Genomic DNA, 19,651 nt, shown 5'->3' on the forward strand with positions numbered 1-19,651 from the left:
TCCTTTATGATAGTTCTAACATTTTATCTAATGCTTGCTTTGCAAGATTTGCAATTTCTGAATCTAAAAGAATCTCATTATAAGATTCTCCTTTTTGGATTGCCTCCAAACATCTTAACACATCTTGCAATGTTGTTTCATTCATTGTTGGGCATTCTGGCTTTGTAGAGCTTAACACAAAAGTATTTTGCTCACCTTTTGGCTCTCTCAAACGATTGACCAAATTAAATTCCGTCCCTACTGCAACCTTTTGACTATCTTTTAAACTTTGGACATATTTGATAATTTGGCTTGTCGAACCCACAAAATCTGCTTTTTTGACAACTTCAGGCTGGCACTCTGGATGCACTGCAATTAAAATTTCAGGATATTTCGCACGATAAAAATCAATATCTTTTGGCGTAAAAAGCTGATGCACAGAGCAGAATCCATGATAGCAAATCACATCTGCTTCTTGCACTTTTTCTTGACTATCCACACCCAAAATAGCACTTTTTAGCCCATTATCATGCGCAAGATTCTGTCCCAAACAATAATCTGGCAAAAAGAAAATTTTTTTGTTTTGCTTTAAAGCATATTGCAAAATTTTAGACGCATTAGCACTCGTGCAAACAACGCCGCCAAGCCTTGCAACTTTCGCTTTTACTTCCGCATTTGAATTAATATAAGTTACAGGAAAAATCTCTGCGATTCCATATTCTTTTAATTTTGCAATAGAAGCGTCAAAATAACTATCATCAATCATTCTCGCCATAGAACAACACGCAATTTTAGGCATAAACACACGCTTATTTGGAGCTAAAATTTTCACACTTTGCCCCATAAAACCAACACCACAAAAGATAATTTTTGACTTTTCGCTTGTGCTTGCCTTACGTGCTAATTCTAAACTATCTCCCGTTAAATCAGCAATTTCCACCACTTCATCACGTTGGTAGTAATGCGCCACCAAAAGTGCGTCTAATTGCTCTAGCAACTCTCTAATGCGTTTTTTTATCATCTTTTACCTTTTAAGATTCCTTCATAGATTTTGCAATACATTGTCCAAAATACACTCTTTCTCTTTGTTTTAAGTCATACTGCCAATTTTTACTAAACAATACAATCGTAGAACCCATTAAAAAACTTCCAATCTCCTCCCCTTTTTGCACAAAGATTGGTGTTTCAAACACTATGCTTTGCGATTCTTTAAAGTTAGCGACTTTAGGAGCAAAGTTAATTTGGATTTTACCCACATTTAAAGCACCAATTGCGACAAGATACAAAGTTTCTCCAAAGTCATCTTCGCATTCTAGCACAACACGCTTATTCTTTACAAAAACTTCTTTATGTTTTAATAAAGTTTTTTCATTAACTCTTAAAAGTCTTCCAGTTATAAAGTCTAGTCTCTTCACTCTAAGATTTATAGGAGCATGAAAACGATGATAATCACTAGGAGAAAGATAGAAATTCACAAATATGTAGTCATTTTCTAACTTCACTTTAATAAAATCACTTACACGATACTTTTTTCCCTTAATTTGTATTGCATAATCATCTTGACATTCCCCAAATTCCATTATCACAGAATCACAAGGAGCTATCATATGGGATTGCGTTTTATCAAACTTACGCATTTTTACTAATGAGCGCGTAAAAAGTGCATTTAAACTAGGATAATTTCTTAATGTATCAAACTCATCTAAATTAACATTAAATATTCTAACATACGCCTTATTAATCCATACTTGAATGATTGATGAAAACTCATGTGTGGCAAATTTTTCAAATAAAGACGACATTAAATTTGTATAATGCAAAACTACTCCTTTATCCAAAGTGGAATCTCTTCTAAATTTGGACGATTGCATAAAATTTCAAAAGGTTTAAAACGCTCCTTATAACCCATTGAAATATGGTTTTGTATCCAATATCCCGGATAAAGATATTTGATATTATACTCTTTTGCAATTTCTATTTGTTTAAGGATTGAATATGTTCCAATAGAATATCGTGAAAAATCGTGGTCGTAATAACAATATACAGCAGAAATTGCACCAGCCATCACATCGACATACGCCACACCGATAAGTTTATCTTCCATATAATAATCAAACTCATAACCAAAATTTAAAAACCCTTGCACGAAAGTATCATAATAAGCTTCAAGTGTGATATTATGGTATTCCCACCCTTTTTTTACATGCATTGCTTGATGATATTTATCATAAAGAAGTAAATGCGCTTCACTGACCCAAGGACGCTTGATTTGCAATGTTATAGGGTGTTTTAAAACACGCTTATGTGATTTTGAAAATACAAAATTTTCACAATTTTGCCGAATGGATATACAAGCCTCACAACCATTGCAAATAGGCACAAAGAAGTAATTTCCAAAGCGTCTCCAACCGCGCTCTAGTAAATGCAGATAAAAAGGTATTGTGCAATCTTTAATATAAAAATAATGGAATCTTGCTTCTAAATTAGGAATATAGCTACAAGGGCGCGGTTCTTGAACTAGCTCATAAACTTCCATTGGTTATTTTAAACTTAAATGAATCTTTGAATTTGTTGGCGATTCCACATTAGCGCGACTTTGTGTTTGAAATTCTTTTTTAGCATTTGTTACTTTATGCAAATAATTTCTTGCTTCTTCGTATTTCAAAGAAGTGCGCAATTTTCTATAAACTTCCGCTGAAGTCATAGAATTAATCACTTGCACCGCTTTTGTGCGGTCTTTATCAAACACGCTTAATACATTTCCACTTCCTGTATTATACGCAGCAATCACGCAATATTCGTGAGATAAGGAATTTTTCACACCTTTAATATAACGTGTAAATAAAATGTTAAGATAGGTTGAGCCATATTGGATATTTGTTTTTGGAGTGAAAAGCATTTCCTTAGTTGGAATCCCATCTCTATTATTTAGAGCCTTATAAACATCTCTGCCTGCACTTGCTGGCACAACTTGCATAAGTCCGTATGCTGGAATATGGCTCACTGCATAAGGATTGAAACTCGATTCCGTCTTGATGATTGCAAAAATCAATGCTTGCTCTAAATGATATTCTTTTGCATAAAGGGCTACATATTCCCCATATTTATGCTCACTTTTAATTTCATGGTCTTCTACCATATCAAATTGCACATAATAGACCTTTTTACTCTCCCCTTTTTCTGTAATTTCTGTCGTTTGTAATTTATTTTCTATCAGATAATCCGCATAACGATTCGCACGCCAAGGATAAAGCACTGCTTCTCCCTCATTATCTTTTACCAAATCTGCCAAATAAGGTTTGCCTTTAAAGGCGACTTCTTTATCAGAATACAAATCCACTTCTTCTGGGTCTTCTGGAGTAAGCAAAGTCGTAACAATCGCTTTTTTAAGCGACTCTTTGGGGTTTTTTGTATCAAGTGTTGCAACGGAAATTACACCCTTGCTAAAATCCACTTGCGCACGAGAAAGATAAGAATCTGTATATTTTACATAAACATCTTGTGAAGCAGTAGGGGTATTGTTTTCTCCCCATTGTTTAGAAGCATTTTGCGTCAAAGCTACTACGACTTTTTTGAAATTTGCTTGGAGATTTTTAATATCAATTTCAAGTTGCTCGGGATTAAGCGCATAATTGACTGCTTTTTTAATCACTTGCTCTTTTGAAACCCCTTGAGTTAGAATCTGTGGGTTATAAATCAAATCTCTATAACCATACAAACAACCACCAAGAAAAATCCCAAAAGCAACACTAATACTAAGAATTTTAAGCATTTTAAAGGAGAATCTCAAAGGGATAACATTCCTGCTTGAACTTCTTTAGATTTTTGCTCACTACCTAAAAGAGAAGCTAAGTAGAAGGCAAATTCTAACGCCGTTGCTGGTCCTCTTGAAGTAATAATATTACTATCTTGGACAATATTAGAATCCGCTTTGTAATTACTATTTTCAATCATTTCTTCAATACTTGGATAACAAGTAAAGTTTTGATTAATTAATATATTATGCTTAAAGAGGGCTAAAGGAGCGGCACAAATTGCCGCACAGATTTTACCCTTTGCATTTAATTCAGATAGAATCGTATGCAGTGCAGAAGAAGCAATAAGATTCTGCGTGCCTTCCCAGCCACCGGGTAAAACTACTGCATCTAAGTTATCTGCTTGTATTTCTGTAATTTTCAAATCCGCAACAACCTTAACACCGCCTTGCGATTCCACAATTAGGGTTTCTTGTGATTTTTCATCTACTGCTGCAAGGATAACCTCGCAACCTGTTCGCCTTAATACATCAACTACAGAAATCGCTTCAATTTCTTCAAATCCTTTTGCAAGAGGTATTAAAACTCTAGCCGCCATAATCTCCCCCTACTTCACTTTGTCTAAATATTCGCCTGTTTCTGTATTAACGCGGATTACATCGCCTTCTAACACATGATAAGGCACTTGCACAACAGCACCTGTTTCAAGTGTTGCAGGTTTTTTACCAGCACTTGTTGTATCACCTTTAAAATTTGGGGGAGTTTCTGTGATTTTTAGCTCCACAGTCTGTGGGACACTCACCGTAATTGCTTTGCCATTATGAAACATAACATTAACTGCCATACCATCAATCATCCATTTTGCCACTTCACCAACTTGTTCATCACTTAGTCCAATTTGCTCGTAGTTTTCATTATCCATAAACTGAAAATGATCTCCATCATGATACAAAAACTGCATAGAACGTTCTTGCAAATTTGGCTCTTCGCATTTATCTCCTGCATGAAAAGTTTTTTCAAGCACTCTGCCATCTAAAAATGATTTCATTTTCACACGCACAAACGCTGCACCTTTGCCCGGTTTTACATGTTGATATTCTGTGATTCTATAAGGAACCCCTTCTAGTTCAACCTTTAAACCTTTTTTTAAATCTCCCATTGCATACGCCATTTTTTTCCTTTATTTAAATTTTATTAAATTAAGCTTATTAAAGACTCTTGCGCATTCTACTATACAGCTGATTTTAATTTCATCTAAAGAATTTGTAATGTAAATTGTTTTATGGCTTCGTTACAACTGATTTCGCTTAATATTTTGGCAATCTGATTGAGTTGCGTTATCACAACAATAAATAGTTTTGTAACTACATGCAGAAAATAAAATACCTACAATCATCAACAATAAAAATAAAATACTTCTACTTTTCATAATCCACTCCTTAACTTTTATTTAAACTCTATTAGAGCTTCCCAAAATATCCATACGCTCTGCAATGACCTGAACCATAAATTCTTTTGCAGGGGCAAAGAATTTTCGTAAATCAAATTGTGTTTTATCTTCATTTGCTACGCGTCTAACTTCAGACATAAACGCGATTCTTAAGTCTGTATCGGTGTTGATTTTGTTAATCCCGCCTTTAACCGCTTCTTGCAAGAATGCAAAAGGAACTCCTTTGCTTCCTTTTAAATCCCCGCCACTTTTTAAAAATGCTTCACTTACATTTGTAGGAATTGCACTTGCACCATGTAACACTAATGGAATCTTTGTGCGTTTTTTGACTTCAATAAGACGTTCAAAGTCTAGCTTTGGCTCACCTTTAAACTTAAATGCCCCATGGCTTGTGCCAATTGCAGGAGCTAGAAAATCCACTTTGGATTCCTTGACAAATTCTTCTGCTTCACTAGGATTCACCAAACACGCATCTTTTTCATCGACCGAAATATTATCTTCAATCCCCATTAAACGTCCAAGCTCTGCTTCCACGCTCACACCTGCAATATGCGCAACTTCAACAACTTTCTTTGTTTCTGCTAAATTCTCTTCAAAGGGATGATGGCTTGCATCAATCATTACTGAAGTAAAACCTGCGCGGATTGCTTTTACACAAGATTCAAAACTCGTCCCATGGTCTAAATGCAAAGCAACAGGAATATGCGGATAGGAACGCGAAAGAATCTTCACCATTCCTACTGCCATATCAATCCCTAGATATTTGATTGCTCCTTCACTTGCTTGCACAATAATTGGAGAGTTTTTTAAATTTGCAGCTTCAAAAATCGCGCTTAACATTTCGTAATTTACGAAGTTAAACGCACCCACTCCATAATTTTCTTTGTTTGCTTTATCTAAGATTGCACTTCCACAAACTAGCATAGAATTTCCTTATTTTGATAATTCAATTTTTGCTTTTTTGCGTAGCTCCTCACCTTCTTTTTTAACTTCCTCTTGGAATTTTTTAAGTTTTAAGTTTTGCTCAATTTGCCCTTTTATATCTTTAAGTGCTAAAGTTCCTGCTGGCTTTTTATCCTCAACTAAAATAACATGGTATCCAAATTGTGTTTTTACTGGTGTTGTTGTATATGCTCCTTTTTTAAGCTTAAATGCGGCATTAGCAAACTCTGGAACAACTTGATTTTTTCCAATATATCCAAGATCTCCACCATTTTTTGCAGCACCATCTTTAGATTTTTCTTGCGCTAAAGCAGCAAATTTATTTGTAAGGTCTTTTCCAGCTTTTTTAAGCTCATTAATAACCGCTTTTGCCTCATTTTCGCTACTCACTAAAATATGTCTAACTTTTATCATTTCTGGTTGTGCAAATTTTTCTTTGTTTTCATTATAGAATTTTGTAATTTCAGAATCTGAAACTTTTACTTTCTCCATTTGCTTACGCATCCAAACTTCAAGCATCAAATCTTCTTCCATATTTGCAAGAGCTTCTTTAAACTCCTTAGAATTTTGCACTTTTTCTTTTTTAGCCTGTGCAATAAGTAGCTTACGCTCAATTGCTTGGTTGATGATTTGATTTTTTACATCTTGTGGCAACTGCTCAAAAGCAACACCCGGCATTGCACGCATTAAAGCTGCAACATCTCTATCTGTAACTTCTGAACCATCAACTTTTGCATAAGTTTTTGCAAAACTCACACCTTGTAATAATGCAAATGCAACGACTGAACTAACAAGAATTTTTTTCATAATTTCAAACCTTAAATAAAAATTTTTGATATTTTACCTTTTAATAATTAATCTTTAATTAATGAAAAAGTTTTGAGAAATAAATTTTTGGAATCCCAAAATAAGATTCTATGCTTTAAAAAAGTGTTAAAATTCATCGTGTGCCTTGCAGATTTCATAAGACACACGATTTCAAGGAGATAAAATTTATTATTAATACCATTTTCTGGCTATTTTCATTACAAAGCAAAGGATTCTAAAAAACCCCTTACAAACTCCAAACCACCGCCAAAGCAGTAATTATAAATCCTAAAAGTGTAACAATACTTGCGCTTTTCCAACTACGCTTACAAAATGTGGTTATAAATAGCCCTGATAAATACAACACAATAAGCGCGATAGAAAATCCAACTGCTAAAACATCAAAATACCATTTCAGCAGCTTTATGCAGCATCAAAAGCACACCATACCAATGCCCATCTAAGCTCCTAACAACAAAATCCCCCTCTTTATCTTTAGTGAGTGTAGCAGAATATTTCAAATCCCCCATAGAATGAGAATTTCTAAAGAATCTCACTTCTGTGTTGTGTGGAATCTTGAGATTATTTGCCTTTAATGTCTCTAATATCACTTGCGCTTCGTTGCCTTTGATGTTCTGTGCGATTTGGGATTCCACTTTGACTTCCACAATCTCCGCTCCAGCATTTTGCCGAATCCCAAAAATATGCAAAGACCCTGTAATGGCATAAATTAACGCCATAGGAATAAAAAACAAGCTCACATATAAATGAATTTGCATCCAAGTTTTATTAGAAATTAGCTTCTTTGTCATTGCCATTCCTTAAAATTCCGCGCGGACATTAAGCCAAAGGTTTCTTCCGGGAATCATTCTTTGATAATTATTTGTATAAGATAATCCTCTAGTGCCTTGATAAGTTACATAATCCACATAGTCTTTATCTAACAAGTTATTAATCACCGCTCCAAAAAGCCAAGTTTTGTTAAACCGATAATTCACACCTAAATCTATCGTGTGCATATCTTTAAAATATGCTCTTGGTCCAACATTTGCAGTGTGTTCATTGCTTGTAGGAGTTTTGAGTTTGCCGACATAACGCACATAAGTATCCCATTTGCTGATTTTATAAGAAACTTTCGCAGACAAGTTATGTCTAGGAACATCGTTTAAATCACTTCCTTTTCTATCACCACTTTTTCTTTCTGTTTCTGTCAAAGCATAGGATAAATCCGCTGTGATTCCATTAGGGATAATGCTTGTTAGCATTGGCTTTGTCCTTAGCGAAACTTCTATTCCTGATATTACTGCTTTATCTACATTCTCATAGATATTGCAAGTATTATAACCACAAACCCCATATCCTCCGGGTAGAGTCATATCTTGTTGGTAACTTTCTGTGGCAATCGCATTTCTAAAATCTGTGTAGAATCCTGTAAGCGTCAAAGTTCCAATAGAGGATTCTACAATTCCACTTAATTCATAATTCTGACTCTCCTCTGCTTTCAAACTCGCATTACCATAACTTGCAATATCACCACTTCCTCTACTGCTACTCACATCATAAAGCCCATCATAACGCGTAGCAAGTTCGGGCAATCGCATACCACTTGCAATCCCAGCTTTAAGAGTTAGCCATTCTGTGGGATAAGTATTAACATAGAATCTTGGGTTAAAAAACTCTTCATAAGTATCGTCATAATTGATTCTTAATCCTGCTGTTGTGGAAACATATTCATTGAAAAAATATTCCCCTTCTCCAAATACTGCAAACAAATTGGAATCTTTTTGGAACTGATTAGAACGATTGGTTAATTTCTCGTATTTGTAGTAAGGACCACCTGTTAAAATCAAAGCTCCCTTAGAGCCAAAATCAAAATCTTTTTTCAAAGCAGAGCTTAAAATAATATTTTGGTCTTCTACTAATTTTGTTTTATCTTTGACACCAGAACCTTGTCCGGGGTGCAATCCTTGCGTCATATCCTCTGCCCTATGTGGAATCCTAGTTGTATTAAGGTATTGGATATAGTTATTAATGCTTCCCCATTCATAATTCCCATCGTGATTAAGCACGGTATTATAACGATGATAATCCCTTACAGCAGTGTATTGGCTTGATGAAGTGTTAAGGGACCCAAGCCTTTGGAATCCATAGTCAATATCTGCATAAAAGCTGTTTTGCACATCTAAAAGATAGTTCAATCTCCCACCCGCAGAATAGTTGCGATAACCTGTGGGAGAATGGCTTGTATAAGGATTCGCGCTACTTGGAGTGTATCCCGGAATGTCTTTTTGGTAGAAATAATTTGACTCTCCATAATACACCTTGCCTCTTAGATTAAGAGAAAATTGCTCATCTACTGGCACAAACAAATTTGCATTTGTCCCATAAGTATTTCCCCAATTATCATGGTGTTCTTGCAGTCTAGTTTCCGCTGAAATCGTCCCTGTAAGCTTACCCGGATTCTTTTTGGTAATAATATTAATCACCCCCCCCATTGCATCACTTCCATAGATTATAGAAGCAGGACCGCGAATCACTTCCACGCGTTCAATCATACTAGCAGGTGGGATAAATCCGCTTGTGGAATCAAATCCATTGCCATCAAACCCAGCGTCCATATTCATACGCTTGCCATCGATGAGAACTAAAGTATATTTAGACGCCATACCACGCATTTGAATCGTTGTGCCTCCTGTTTTTGCTACCGTAGTAGAAACCCCGGGAACTTCTTGCACAATATCCCCCAAATCCCTAATAGGGCGTTCCATAATATCTTCTTGTGTGATGACAGAAATACTTGCGGGTGCTTCTTTAATATCTTGTTCAAACCCAGACGCACTTACGACAGAATTTCCTAAAACATATTGTTCGGTTTGTGCAGATAAACTTTGCGCAAGCAGCAAGCAAGCAGGAATGCTTAAAGTTATTTTTCTCATTTTTAACCTTTAATTTAATTTTCCAAATTCGTAATATCTATATGAGTATTTCGTTTTTTTGGAATTGAGCATTATAATAATTATTATTAAAAATAATATTAAATAAATGATAATTATTCTAATTATTATATAAGTTTCAAATCCTTATAATTTACAAATTATTTTTAAGGAAAGAGGAATTTATGGAAACACTCAAAACTTACATTGATATTATTATTTTTAGTATTCTTGGTTTAATGGCTTTTGTTGCGCTTTGGTGCGTGATTGAGCGGTTATTGTTTTTTCGCAAATTAGACTTGCGAAACTTTGAAAGCCAACAAGATTTTGATGATGCAATTACAGAAAACCTCACAACCTTGCATATCATCTACTCTAACGCCCCTTATGTTGGGCTTCTTGGCACGGTTATTGGGATTATGATTACCTTTTATGATATGGGAATGAGTGGGAATATTGATGTAAAATCCATTGTCGTAGGATTATCTTTGGCTTTTAAAGCAACTGCTTTAGGGCTTGTTGTTGCGATTCCTAGTCTTATGGCACACAACGCGCTTTTTCGCAAAGTTAGCCTCCTTAGTAGTCGCTACCAAAAGGGTAAATAATGCTTAAAATCCAGCATTCACAAGGACTAAACATCGTCCCTTTTATTGATGTGATTTTGGTGTTGTTGGCAATGGTTTTAAGCATTTCTACTTTTATCGCACATGGAGAAATCAAAATAGAATTACCTAAGAGTGATTCTAGCACAAAAAGTTCTCAAGATTCTAATAAACTAAAAATCATTATTAATAATGAAAATATCTTTTATATAGAAGACAAAGAAGCAACTTTGGAAGAGATTGCAGAAAAAATCAATGCTTTGGATAGGCAAACTATTGTAGAGCTGAAAAGCGATAAAAATGCGAAGTTTGATAGTTTTATACGCATTATTGATATTTTGAGAAACAAAAACCACGAGAATTTTCAAATCATCACAGAGAGAAACCCATGAATTTGTTTTTTACACACAAACTACAAGCTTTTTATCTGACAACTTTTTGCTTTTTACCTTTGGTGATTATGCTGTTTTGGAGTGCTTCTTGGCTGGAAGTAAGCCCTGCAAACCGCAATGAATTTACACTCACAATGGGGCAATTTGCTGTGCAAAGTGCTTTAAATTCTGTGCATTCTGCACAAATGGAACAACAATTACCAAATGAGATTGTAAAGCCTCTAAAAAAGGATTTCAAACATAAAAAGCCAAAACACAAACAACACCACAAAACAGATTTCAAATCCAACAAGCCAATCCCACAAACTGCTAAACTTCAACAAGGCACACAAAATACGCAGGATTTCAATTTAGCTAATGTAGGTGCGCAGGATTCTACGCAATTTCTCTCTTATGGTAAAAACGATAATCCTTTTTTAAGACAAGTTAAATCCGCTATTGATAAATCCTTAACCTACCCAAGAGGCGCACGAAAAATGCATATTGAAGGTATGGTTGTGGTAGAATTTCTATGGACAAAACACAAAATTCTTAAAGGTTTAAAAGTGCGCAAAAGCTCTGGTTATTCTATACTTGATGAGAGCGCACTCAAGACTATTGAAAAAGCATCTCTACATTTCCCAGCACATACAAATGATGCACTTTTACAAATTCCAATTATTTTTACTATTAAGGAAACTAATCTCTAAGGCATTTTGCCTTAGAGAAATTTAAAAGATAGGTTTAATACGCAGAAGTTTTGGAGTCAATTGCCTTATAATTATAAGGTTTGTTGTTTTTATCCAATTCCATAAGCTCTTTTGGTGCTGGACCATTAATTTCTTCGTGCTTATAGTATCTATCTCCTGCTTTATGTCCATTCATATCAACTTTATAACGAATCTCTCCGGGATTATATTTTTGAATCTCATCAAATCCTAAATTAGAAGTTTTAAAGTCCTTGATTCCATTAGCATTTGCAATTTCAACAAGTTTAGTTTGTCCCATTCTCGCCATTTCAACAGCTTGAAGCAACATTCTGCTTGCTTCTCTTGGATTGTGGAATCCTGTGGAGTTTTCAGCACCTACGAAATCGCCTCTCATTTGCCCTTTGCGGTGCAATTCTAACGGCTCTTTTAAAGCTGCAGAAATCTTTTTATCATCTGCTTTGCCATCTGTTTGGAATGCTGGCAATACGCCTAATTTTGCACGCAATGCTTTAATATCTTCAATCAAACTCACAGTTGCATATTCTGCGCTTCTTAAATCAAATGCAATAGATTTTTGAATATCAAAAATCTGTGCTTTAAGATATTCTTCGCTTTGAGTATGGCAAGTTTTGCACGCTGCATTAATATCTTGCAATGGAGAAGTAATATTGTGTTCTGTCATTTTCTTTGCTCCTTTGCGTTTATAAGGCATATGACAATCTGCACAGCTTACACCATTTGCCGCATGCACACCACCACTAAAAAGCTCTGTCTCTGGATGTTGAATCTTTAGCATAGGAGCTTTAGTGATTTTGTGTTGCCAATCTTGTGGGAAAATATCGCGCACTTTTTCATAATGCTCATCAAACATTTCAATTCTAAAAGGCTCGTTTTTCTTCCAAGCACTCCATGGGAATACTAGCTCAATCCCTGCAACTTCAATTTCTGTTGGTTGGTTGCCATCTCTCCAAGAATCAAACTCATCATAAGTTTTTTGTGTGCCATTAAACCATTTTTGAGTAGAATCATTAGCGATAGATTCTCCCATAACTTTCACTTTTGTGCCTGTTGGTTTGAAATAATATTCCACATGGCATTGTGAGCAAACAAGTGTGCGCATTTCATCACGACTTGCTTTGATTCCAGTAACTGGGTCTTTTTCATAACCTCTGCTAGCAAGCGCATTAATGGCAGCTTGTCTTGTTAAACGCAACTGCATATCATTTGGATTGTGGCAATCCGCACAAGTTACACCCATTCTTTTACCCCCATGCGGTCCGCTGTGCTCTGGAGAATTTTCAGCGATTCCATTAACTGCTGGGACATTTTTAATCATTGTCCAATATTTTGTAGAGTTAAAAGAAATCCACTTCTCTTCTGGAGTATTTCCGATTCCAACATTTTTAAGCAACCATGGACTCCAACCGCTATGGCAATTCATACAAGCAGTAGGTTGTCCGCCAAATCCTGCAAATCCATGCGCATTTAAGAAATCTTTGTTGTTTCTTGCAGTATCCATTTGATCCACTTGAATCCAAAAATGCCCACGCTCTTCATTTGCGTCAATGCTAAAAGGATAGCCTGCCCAAAGAATCGTAAGCTGTGGATAACGAATCAATTTAGAATATGCCAAATTTCCACCAAATTCTGTTGGAATTGGAGCTTGATTTTCTACCGTTAAATACATATCCAAATAATCCGGGAAATTTTTACCCCAATGATCAAAAGTCGGATTATCATCACTCATTTCTACAAAGCCCTTAGAGCTTATTCCACCTGTGCTTTGTGCTTGTTTTTTGCTAATATCAGAGTTTAACCAAAACATTCCAGCAATCACAATTAAAACAACCACCACCAAAATCGGCATTAAAGGTGATTTTTTTTGCATTTTAACCTCCTAAATAATTTAAAAACCTCGTTTATGTCCTACACCTGTATGGCAAGAAACACAACTAAGAGACTCATTTCCATGTGGATTAGTCGTAGGATTTACGACATTACTCACCATCTCGCTATGGCAACGCACGCAATTATCTTGAATCATGCCTTTAGACTTCTGTGTCGCGCTCAAGTTTGTTGGCAACACATCAAGTTTAAAAGTAAAAGCATACGCATGCCCTATTCCACTTTCCGCTTTTGCAATCCACTTCTCTACAAATTCGTGCGGTAAATGGCAATCATTACAAGTTGCACGCGGTTTTCCTGCGACCTTTTTTGAATGTGAGCCTTTTAACCAATCATTATAAACATCATTCATAATGTGGCAGTTATTACAGGCTTCACTATCATTGCTAAAATAAGACATACCCTTTGCATTATAAAAAGTATATAGCCCTATAACACAAGCAAAAACACACAGAATCCCAAGTAACGTAGCAAGAAAAGAGAGCGATTTTTTAGGCTTACTTTCCAATGGACGCTCCTTTTTTAGTATTCAAGTTTAAAATCCTAGAATTTTAAACTCTAGGCTATAATTCTAATGAATTTTTAAATCCATTTCCTTGACTTATGTCAAAAATTAAATGTTTGATAAATGCCTAAATATAATGTGTCTATTTATTTTTTGTTAAGAGTTTTACTATACAATCGTAAAAAAATAATTATAATCTATGCTTTATAGTTCAAATAATATTTAAATAAAAAATCTAAGGATATGCAAAATGCTTCCACTAAAAGATACATTTTCTCTTAATAATAGCGTTTTAGGAATCACTGCGGATGCAGATAAAATTTACGCTGTAGATAATCTTTATAAAGTTTATATCTTTTCGCGCGCAAATGGAATCTTAGAAAAATCTACCATTATTCATGATGATAAAAATCCTCTTTTTCGCTTCAGCAAAGCAATAAGTTTTGCTAATAAATGCAGACGTTTTGCAATAGGCTTTCACAATTCCAATAAAGGAGAAGTCATTAGTTTAGAACAAGACATTAAAGTTTTAGAGCCTCTAACTTGGCAAAAAAAAGAAATCACAAAAGTGCTCTTTTCTCCCAATGATACCTATCTTGCAACAGGAGGAGAATGCGGAAGAATCGTTGTATATTATGGAGATAATTATAACTTTCTGCTAAGCTCTTCACCCTTTTCTGATGCAATTTCCACTATTGCTATTAGCGATGATGAACATTATGCTATAGGAGCTAGCTTTAGTGGAGAACTTGCGGTTATAGATATTCCTTATGAGAAAATTTTTGCCAAAATAACATTTGATAGCGTTGTTGAAGATGCACTTTTTGACAAAGATAACGCAAGAATCTTTTGCATTACGCGTGATGGTGATACAATTTTATATGATTTGACAGAAAATAAAATCATAAGCAAAAATAAAATCAAAAATGCTTGGCTTACTCTTTGCAAAAGGATTCCAAATACAGATTTTGCCCTTGTTGGTTCTAGAGATAATTTTTTATATCTTATAAGAATTTCTAGTAATAAACTTGTAGAATCGCTAAAAGTTAAACATTATGGAATCTCAGCAATACATTTTTATCAAAATTTTCTATTCTTAGGATATAGCGATGGAACGATTGAATGTATCGATACTGCATTCCAAATAGATGCTTTCTTAAAAATCCTAGAATTTGGCAATATTTCAGAGATGACAACAATGTTTTATCGTGATAATATCTTTTTATGCACGCTAAAAGCTTATAAAGAAAAGCTAGATGAACAATGGAAGCAAACCTTAAAAGCGGCTGTTGCTTTACTCTCTAAAAATGCAATCCAAGAGGCAATGACTTTAGCTGAACCTTTTATGCGTGATATAGAAAAAAAGCAAGAGTTCAACACTTGTTTAGAACAAATCCACCACATTGCAGAATTTATTGATGCCACAGAATGCAAAAATTATACTAAAGCCTATGAAATTGCAGAACAATATCCCTTTGTTAAAAACACTCTAGCCTATGAAAAAATGGAAGAACTCTGGCAACAAGTTCTCAACACTTGCCAAACTCTTCTTGCAGAAGATGCAACATTAAATATCAAAAAAGCAAAAAATCTTTTAAAAATCTTTAGCAATATAGAATCCAAAAAAGAAGCTATCCAATTACTTCTTAGCAACGCTAATTCATTTTTAGAAGCAGAAAAAAACTATAAAAATAATAACTTGATAGAATATTTTTCTCTTTGTGAAAAATTTTATTTTTTAAAAGAAACAGATACTTACAAAAAGGCACTCTATGCTATTAAAAAACTTTTTAGACAAACAAATACATTAGAAAAAGAAAACAAGTTAGACCAAGCAATTAAAAATTGTGAATACCTCAATCAAATACCTCCTTTTAAAGAGATTGCTAGTGTTAAACTTGAAACCCTCCGCATTAAAGAAAAATTTTTAGAATCTTTTGCGCAAAAAAATCTAAAAGAATCTTTCAAACTTGCAGAAGAATATAAAGAATTAAAAAATCTTCAAGAATTTAGAATCCTTTATAATAAGTTTTCTGAAGTTTTTAAAGAAGCTTTTAAAGTTGCTATAAAAGGAGAACCAAAACATACGCTATTAATCTTAAAAGATTATGTTGCTATTAGTAGCTTAAAAACAAAAATTGCCTCTCTTTTAAAAGTTGCATATTTGAAAGAATTTCAATTCAGCAACTCAAAACACGTTACAAAAAATATTGACTGGCATAGTAGCTTTAGCCAATACATTAAACGTTATGGAAAAGACGAGGACATTATAAAAGTCGCAAAAGAGTTAGGAGTATTCCCCATTTTAGAGAGTATCTTAAAATCCACCAATAACGCACAAAGCTGCTCTTTAGAAGAACTTTTTGCAGATTCTCTGCTTGTTATAGAACCTTAACTTTTTATACGAATTGTATTTTCTTCTAGCTTTACTTTATTCTCTGCGAGCAATACACCCAATGCGCGCTTAAATGCCTTTTTACTCATTTTGCATTGTGCGTAAATCTTTTCAGGCTCGCTATCATAGTTTATCTGCAATACTTTTTCTCGCTTTAACAACTCTAAAAGATTTTTAGATTCCATATTTTTATCACTTTTTTGCAAAGGGTGCTTTAAGCTCAAATCACATTTTCCATTGGCATAAATTCTTTTAATATATCCTTTCTTTGCCACATAAAGTGTAAATTCGCCAAAGATTTCATTGTGATATAATAACCCTAAATTTTCCCCATTTACGACACATTCAAATCCCATAGGTGTTTTTCTAAAAGGTAGAATCTCGACTTTGCTGCCTATTTTTAACATTTTTAGATTTGTTTTAAAATCATACAAAAAAGGTTTAATGTTTTCTTTTGCAAGCAAACGATTCTCTCTATCTAAAGTTAAAAATACTGCAACTTGACTGCCAATAGGATAATTTTGTGGAATCTTTGTTGGCATAAAAACATCTTTTGCGATTCCTAAATCCAAAAAACAACCCACATTGTTTTTATCTACGACTTTTAAAACTGCAACTTCTCCTCTTTGTGCTTTTGGCACTAGAGTCGTTGCAATAGGACGGTCACTAGAATCTGTATAAAGAAAAACTTGAATTTTATCACCAACTTTTGCTGCATTTGGCACATATTTATTAGGGAGTAAAATCTCTTCTTCATTTTCTAGTAAATACGCTCCGTGATTTGCAAAACGCACAATTTCAAGCTCTTTAATCAGCCCAATACTGCTCAATCAATTATCTCCATTAATATTTCAAACAAACTTCTTCCAAGTGGAATCTGATAAAATTCTGAAATTTGCAACCCTACGAAAAATATCATTATCATAAATACCACAAAACCTACCAAACTCAATGCTAAAAATGTTTTGAAAAGTTTTAAATAAAATTGTTCTTCTAATGAATCATCAAGAATTTTATGGAATCTAAAAAAATCGACAAAATACTCAAGCCAAAATACCAAAATTGCACATAACGCAACGCATAAAAGCGCAAAAATCAACATCGAAGCATAAGGAAAATGCACAATAAATTCATATAAATGCGCTTCCCACATTAATACTGCATAGCCAATATGGATTCCAAACCCAACTAACGCTAAAATAATAAGCCAAAAACTCCAACTTACTGCAGATTCTATGTTTGTAGAATAGCCACGAAATGCTGAACGCATTTTTTGCTTAATTTCTTTATCATTCAAATTCTGATAACGCAATTCCATAATTTCAGACTTCAACCCTTTAAGCCAGCTTCTACGCGTATTAGGTTTATTTTCCATGTAAAACCCCCTTCTTAATATTTTTAAATGCTAAAATTCTGCCTTAAAATTGTCAAAATCTTCTTAACAATTATAGGATTTATCAATATGGAATCTTTTATAAAATTGTTTTAAATCTCCATAATCTTTTAAAAGCCCTAATTTTTCTAAATGCTCTAACACTTTCAAAGAGCAATCTGTCTCTTTTGGCCATTCTCTTAAATATCCATCGCGCTCATCTTTATCTGTTGCATCTATAAACACCATAGATTCTACGATTCTCACATCACGTTTTGCATCAATATTATTAACAATGCGCCAAAGCAGCATATATAAATTTTCTAAATCATTTTTTGTAGCATCTACAATAACAATTATACGCGTATATTTTTGCAACTCTCTATGGGATTGCAATTCTAAAAATGCTTTGCTTACACTCTCTTTTTTTTCTAATGCTACTAATGTGATAGGATTTTTTGTATTAGTGTAGAGTTGTTTAATCTGCTTAATATCTCCACTTTTCTTTAATGCACTCTCTAAAAGCCCTTTTAGTGCATTATCTTCTAAAATTTCACACGCTTGTAAATCCTTCGCATAATCCCTTGTGCAATCCACACCCAATTTACCCCCTTGTGCAAACTCTGGTGAAGCATGGTCTAGCGCATCACACACGCCATCGCTAATCAAACAATGTTGCGTGCTAAAGCGATTCAAAAGATAAGGCACAATCTCTGTACTCTGTAATGCAGGAGCGTTTTCATCGACAAATAATGCATGCTTTACAAAGCTCATTTGCCCAACACCCCAAAATGCGTGCATACTTTGCTTTGCCGCATTAGGAAAGCGTGCTTTAATTTTTGCTAAAATGAGATTATGAAACACTCCATTTTCTGGCATATAGTAGTCGATTAAATCAGGTGTTGTTGTTTGCAATAAAGGTAAAAATATGCGCTCTGTGGGATAGCCTAGATATTTATCTTCCAAAGGAGGCTTACCAACTACGGTTGCTAAATATATAGGATTCTTTTTTGAAGTAATTGCGCTAACTTCAAGCACAGGATAAGGTTCAATAGGAGTATAAAATCCCGTGTGGTCGCCAAACCTCCCCTCATCACGCATTGTTTCAGTATCCACAAAGCCTTCAATCACAAAATCCGCATCATAAGGCACAGCTAAGGGATTTGTAATACAACGCACCATTTTTGCCTTTTGTTTTTTCATAAAACCATAGAGCATTAATTCATAGATTCCATAAGGCAAAGGTGCAGTTGCACACCAAGTATAAAGCGGGTCTCCACCAATAGCAATACTAACAGGCATTTTCTCGCCTGCTTTGTGGTATTCTTCTAGCAAACACACACTATCTTTGTGAATTTGCCAATGTAACCCTAAATGGTTTTTATCATACACTTGCAAGCGATACATTCCAAGATTTCGCACATTTCCATCAAGACTTTGCGTATAGCACTGCCCCATTGTGATAAATCTTCCTCCATCTTCGCTCCAAGTTTTAAGCACAGGAATCGCATTTAAATCTACAGCATTCCCTTGCTTAATCACTTCTTGACACAAGCCTTTGCCTTTTAAAATCTTAGGAGATAAGAATCGCAATTTTGATAATTTTGGCAATAAATACATTGCTTCTTTAAAAGATCTTGGGGGTTTAAGTTTAATAAGTTCTGCGACTTCATTTCCTTGTTTTTCCACATCTCCAATTAGCAATTTCACCCGCTCAAAACTTCCAAAAAGATTCATAAGCACTGGAGTTTCATAATGCACTCCCCTAGCCTTATCCATAGGATTTACAAACAACAAAGCTTTAGAATCTTTGTGTTTAACTTCCAAATACGCTAAATGTGGAATCTCTAACTCTACATCTAAAGGTTCAGTAATAATCTTTAAAGCATTGTTCGCTTTTAATTTATCAATGGTTTGACGCATAA

At 34.5% G+C, this 19,651-nt stretch carries 19 protein-coding genes; 4 read left to right on the forward strand and 15 right to left on the reverse strand.

The features are described 5' to 3' along the window. Positions 1-4: 4 nt before the first annotated feature. The 10 genes from nadA to LS70_RS01395 form a co-directional block, all read right to left on the reverse strand. A complete protein-coding gene (gene nadA, locus LS70_RS01350) occupies positions 5-1,000 on the reverse strand; it encodes a quinolinate synthase NadA (RefSeq protein ID WP_034287906.1) in 996 nt (331 codons plus the stop codon). A gap of 10 nt (positions 1,001-1,010) precedes the next feature. Beyond that, complete coding sequence (locus LS70_RS01355) at positions 1,011-1,799, reverse strand: phosphatidylserine decarboxylase (protein ID WP_052083325.1); 789 nt, start codon at positions 1,797-1,799, stop codon at positions 1,011-1,013. A 2-nt stretch (positions 1,800-1,801) separates the two neighbouring features. Then, positions 1,802-2,515, reverse strand: a complete 714-nt coding sequence (locus LS70_RS01360; protein WP_034287904.1) for an arginyltransferase — start codon at positions 2,513-2,515, stop codon at positions 1,802-1,804. 3 nt (positions 2,516-2,518) lie between these two features. Next, a complete protein-coding gene (locus LS70_RS01365; protein WP_081949692.1) occupies positions 2,519-3,751 on the reverse strand; it encodes a murein transglycosylase domain-containing protein in 1,233 nt (410 codons plus the stop codon). 14 nt (positions 3,752-3,765) lie between these two features. Beyond that, a complete protein-coding gene (locus LS70_RS01370) occupies positions 3,766-4,332 on the reverse strand; it encodes a DJ-1 family glyoxalase III (protein WP_034287902.1) in 567 nt (188 codons plus the stop codon). Positions 4,333-4,341: 9 nt separating this feature from the next. Then, positions 4,342-4,905, reverse strand: coding sequence for an elongation factor P (gene efp, locus LS70_RS01375; RefSeq protein WP_034287899.1), 564 nt, complete (start codon positions 4,903-4,905; stop codon positions 4,342-4,344). 279 nt (positions 4,906-5,184) lie between these two features. After that, the gene (locus LS70_RS01380; RefSeq protein ID WP_138109288.1) at positions 5,185-6,108 is read right to left on the reverse strand and encodes a class II fructose-bisphosphate aldolase; all 924 of its coding nucleotides are present in this window, start codon (positions 6,106-6,108) and stop codon (positions 5,185-5,187) included. Between the two features lie 9 nt (positions 6,109-6,117). After that, complete coding sequence (locus LS70_RS01385) at positions 6,118-6,933, reverse strand: peptidylprolyl isomerase (RefSeq protein WP_034287894.1); 816 nt, start codon at positions 6,931-6,933, stop codon at positions 6,118-6,120. Between the two features lie 401 nt (positions 6,934-7,334). Then, positions 7,335-7,745 (reverse strand): hypothetical protein, encoded by a 411-nt coding sequence (locus tag LS70_RS01390; protein WP_052083324.1) that lies wholly within the window; start codon positions 7,743-7,745, stop codon positions 7,335-7,337. A gap of 9 nt (positions 7,746-7,754) precedes the next feature. Beyond that, positions 7,755-9,869, reverse strand: a complete 2,115-nt coding sequence (locus LS70_RS01395) for a TonB-dependent receptor domain-containing protein (RefSeq protein ID WP_138109289.1) — start codon at positions 9,867-9,869, stop codon at positions 7,755-7,757. A gap of 182 nt (positions 9,870-10,051) precedes the next feature. On the opposite strand from LS70_RS01395, the gene exbB reads away from it, so the two are divergent. From exbB to LS70_RS01410, 3 genes are read left to right on the forward strand one after another with little or no spacing between them, the layout of a single operon-like run. After that, the gene (gene exbB / locus LS70_RS01400) at positions 10,052-10,471 is read left to right on the forward strand and encodes a TonB-system energizer ExbB (RefSeq protein ID WP_034288780.1); all 420 of its coding nucleotides are present in this window, start codon (positions 10,052-10,054) and stop codon (positions 10,469-10,471) included. Further along, positions 10,471-10,860: a TonB system transport protein ExbD gene (gene exbD / locus LS70_RS01405; RefSeq protein WP_034288777.1), complete on the forward strand. Its 390-nt coding sequence runs from the start codon at positions 10,471-10,473 to the stop codon at positions 10,858-10,860. The genes exbB and exbD overlap by 1 nt, the downstream gene beginning before the upstream one ends. Beyond that, positions 10,857-11,549, forward strand: a complete 693-nt coding sequence (locus LS70_RS01410; RefSeq protein WP_138109290.1) for an energy transducer TonB — start codon at positions 10,857-10,859, stop codon at positions 11,547-11,549. Before exbD ends, LS70_RS01410 begins: the two co-directional genes overlap by 4 nt. A 34-nt stretch (positions 11,550-11,583) precedes the next feature. Here LS70_RS01410 and LS70_RS01415 read toward each other — a convergent pair whose 3' ends face one another. Next, on the reverse strand, positions 11,584-13,437 hold the full coding sequence (locus tag LS70_RS01415; RefSeq protein WP_034288768.1) for an ammonia-forming cytochrome c nitrite reductase subunit c552: 1,854 nt from the start codon (positions 13,435-13,437) through the stop codon (positions 11,584-11,586). Between the two features lie 18 nt (positions 13,438-13,455). Then, positions 13,456-13,962 (reverse strand): cytochrome c nitrite reductase small subunit, encoded by a 507-nt coding sequence (gene nrfH, locus LS70_RS01420; protein WP_034288765.1) that lies wholly within the window; start codon positions 13,960-13,962, stop codon positions 13,456-13,458. Positions 13,963-14,209: 247 nt separating this feature from the next. Between nrfH and LS70_RS01425 the strand changes: the two genes are divergently transcribed. Continuing rightward, positions 14,210-16,354 carry a hypothetical protein gene (locus LS70_RS01425; RefSeq protein WP_034288762.1) on the forward strand — a complete coding sequence of 715 codons (2,145 nt, stop codon included), beginning with the start codon at positions 14,210-14,212 and terminating at the stop codon, positions 16,352-16,354. Here LS70_RS01425 and LS70_RS01430 read toward each other — a convergent pair. From LS70_RS01430 to LS70_RS01440, 3 genes are all read right to left on the reverse strand, one after another. Then, positions 16,351-17,184, reverse strand: coding sequence for a CvfB family protein (locus LS70_RS01430; RefSeq protein WP_034288758.1), 834 nt, complete (start codon positions 17,182-17,184; stop codon positions 16,351-16,353). The genes LS70_RS01425 and LS70_RS01430 overlap by 4 nt on opposite strands. Further along, the gene (locus LS70_RS01435) at positions 17,181-17,729 is read right to left on the reverse strand and encodes a hypothetical protein (RefSeq protein WP_034288756.1); all 549 of its coding nucleotides are present in this window, start codon (positions 17,727-17,729) and stop codon (positions 17,181-17,183) included. The genes LS70_RS01430 and LS70_RS01435 overlap by 4 nt, the downstream gene beginning before the upstream one ends. Positions 17,730-17,792: 63 nt before the next feature. Then, on the reverse strand, positions 17,793-19,649 hold the full coding sequence (locus tag LS70_RS01440; protein WP_034288753.1) for a menaquinone biosynthesis decarboxylase: 1,857 nt from the start codon (positions 19,647-19,649) through the stop codon (positions 17,793-17,795). Positions 19,650-19,651: the final 2 nt, after the last annotated feature.

It is taken from the genome of Helicobacter sp. MIT 11-5569 (genome assembly GCF_000765695.2).
Classification (GTDB): Bacteria; Campylobacterota; Campylobacteria; order Campylobacterales; family Helicobacteraceae; genus Helicobacter_D.

Bases quoted from the DNA above. Each gene is read 5' to 3' on its own strand.
- efp (WP_034287899.1), bottom strand. From the start codon at position 4,905: ATGGCGTATGCAATGGGAGATTTAAAAAAAGGTTTAAAGGTTGAACTA.
- LS70_RS01415 (WP_034288768.1), bottom strand. From the start codon at position 13,437: ATGCAAAAAAAATCACCTTTAATGCCGATTTTGGTGGTGGTTGTTTTA.
- LS70_RS01425 (WP_034288762.1), top strand. From the start codon at position 14,210: ATGCTTCCACTAAAAGATACATTTTCTCTTAATAATAGCGTTTTAGGA.
- LS70_RS01380 (WP_138109288.1), bottom strand. From the start codon at position 6,108: ATGCTAGTTTGTGGAAGTGCAATCTTAGATAAAGCAAACAAAGAAAAT.
- LS70_RS01395 (WP_138109289.1), bottom strand. From the start codon at position 9,869: ATGAGAAAAATAACTTTAAGCATTCCTGCTTGCTTGCTGCTTGCGCAA.
- LS70_RS01385 (WP_034287894.1), bottom strand. From the start codon at position 6,933: ATGAAAAAAATTCTTGTTAGTTCAGTCGTTGCATTTGCATTATTACAA.
- nadA (WP_034287906.1), bottom strand. From the start codon at position 1,000: ATGATAAAAAAACGCATTAGAGAGTTGCTAGAGCAATTAGACGCACTT.
- exbD (WP_034288777.1), top strand. From the start codon at position 10,471: ATGCTTAAAATCCAGCATTCACAAGGACTAAACATCGTCCCTTTTATT.
- LS70_RS01390 (WP_052083324.1), bottom strand. From the start codon at position 7,745: ATGACAAAGAAGCTAATTTCTAATAAAACTTGGATGCAAATTCATTTA.
- LS70_RS01440 (WP_034288753.1), bottom strand. From the start codon at position 19,649: ATGCGTCAAACCATTGATAAATTAAAAGCGAACAATGCTTTAAAGATT.
- LS70_RS01365 (WP_081949692.1), bottom strand. From the start codon at position 3,751: ATGCTTAAAATTCTTAGTATTAGTGTTGCTTTTGGGATTTTTCTTGGT.
- LS70_RS01435 (WP_034288756.1), bottom strand. From the start codon at position 17,729: ATGGAAAATAAACCTAATACGCGTAGAAGCTGGCTTAAAGGGTTGAAG.
- LS70_RS01370 (WP_034287902.1), bottom strand. From the start codon at position 4,332: ATGGCGGCTAGAGTTTTAATACCTCTTGCAAAAGGATTTGAAGAAATT.
- LS70_RS01410 (WP_138109290.1), top strand. From the start codon at position 10,857: ATGAATTTGTTTTTTACACACAAACTACAAGCTTTTTATCTGACAACT.
- LS70_RS01360 (WP_034287904.1), bottom strand. From the start codon at position 2,515: ATGGAAGTTTATGAGCTAGTTCAAGAACCGCGCCCTTGTAGCTATATT.
- exbB (WP_034288780.1), top strand. From the start codon at position 10,052: ATGGAAACACTCAAAACTTACATTGATATTATTATTTTTAGTATTCTT.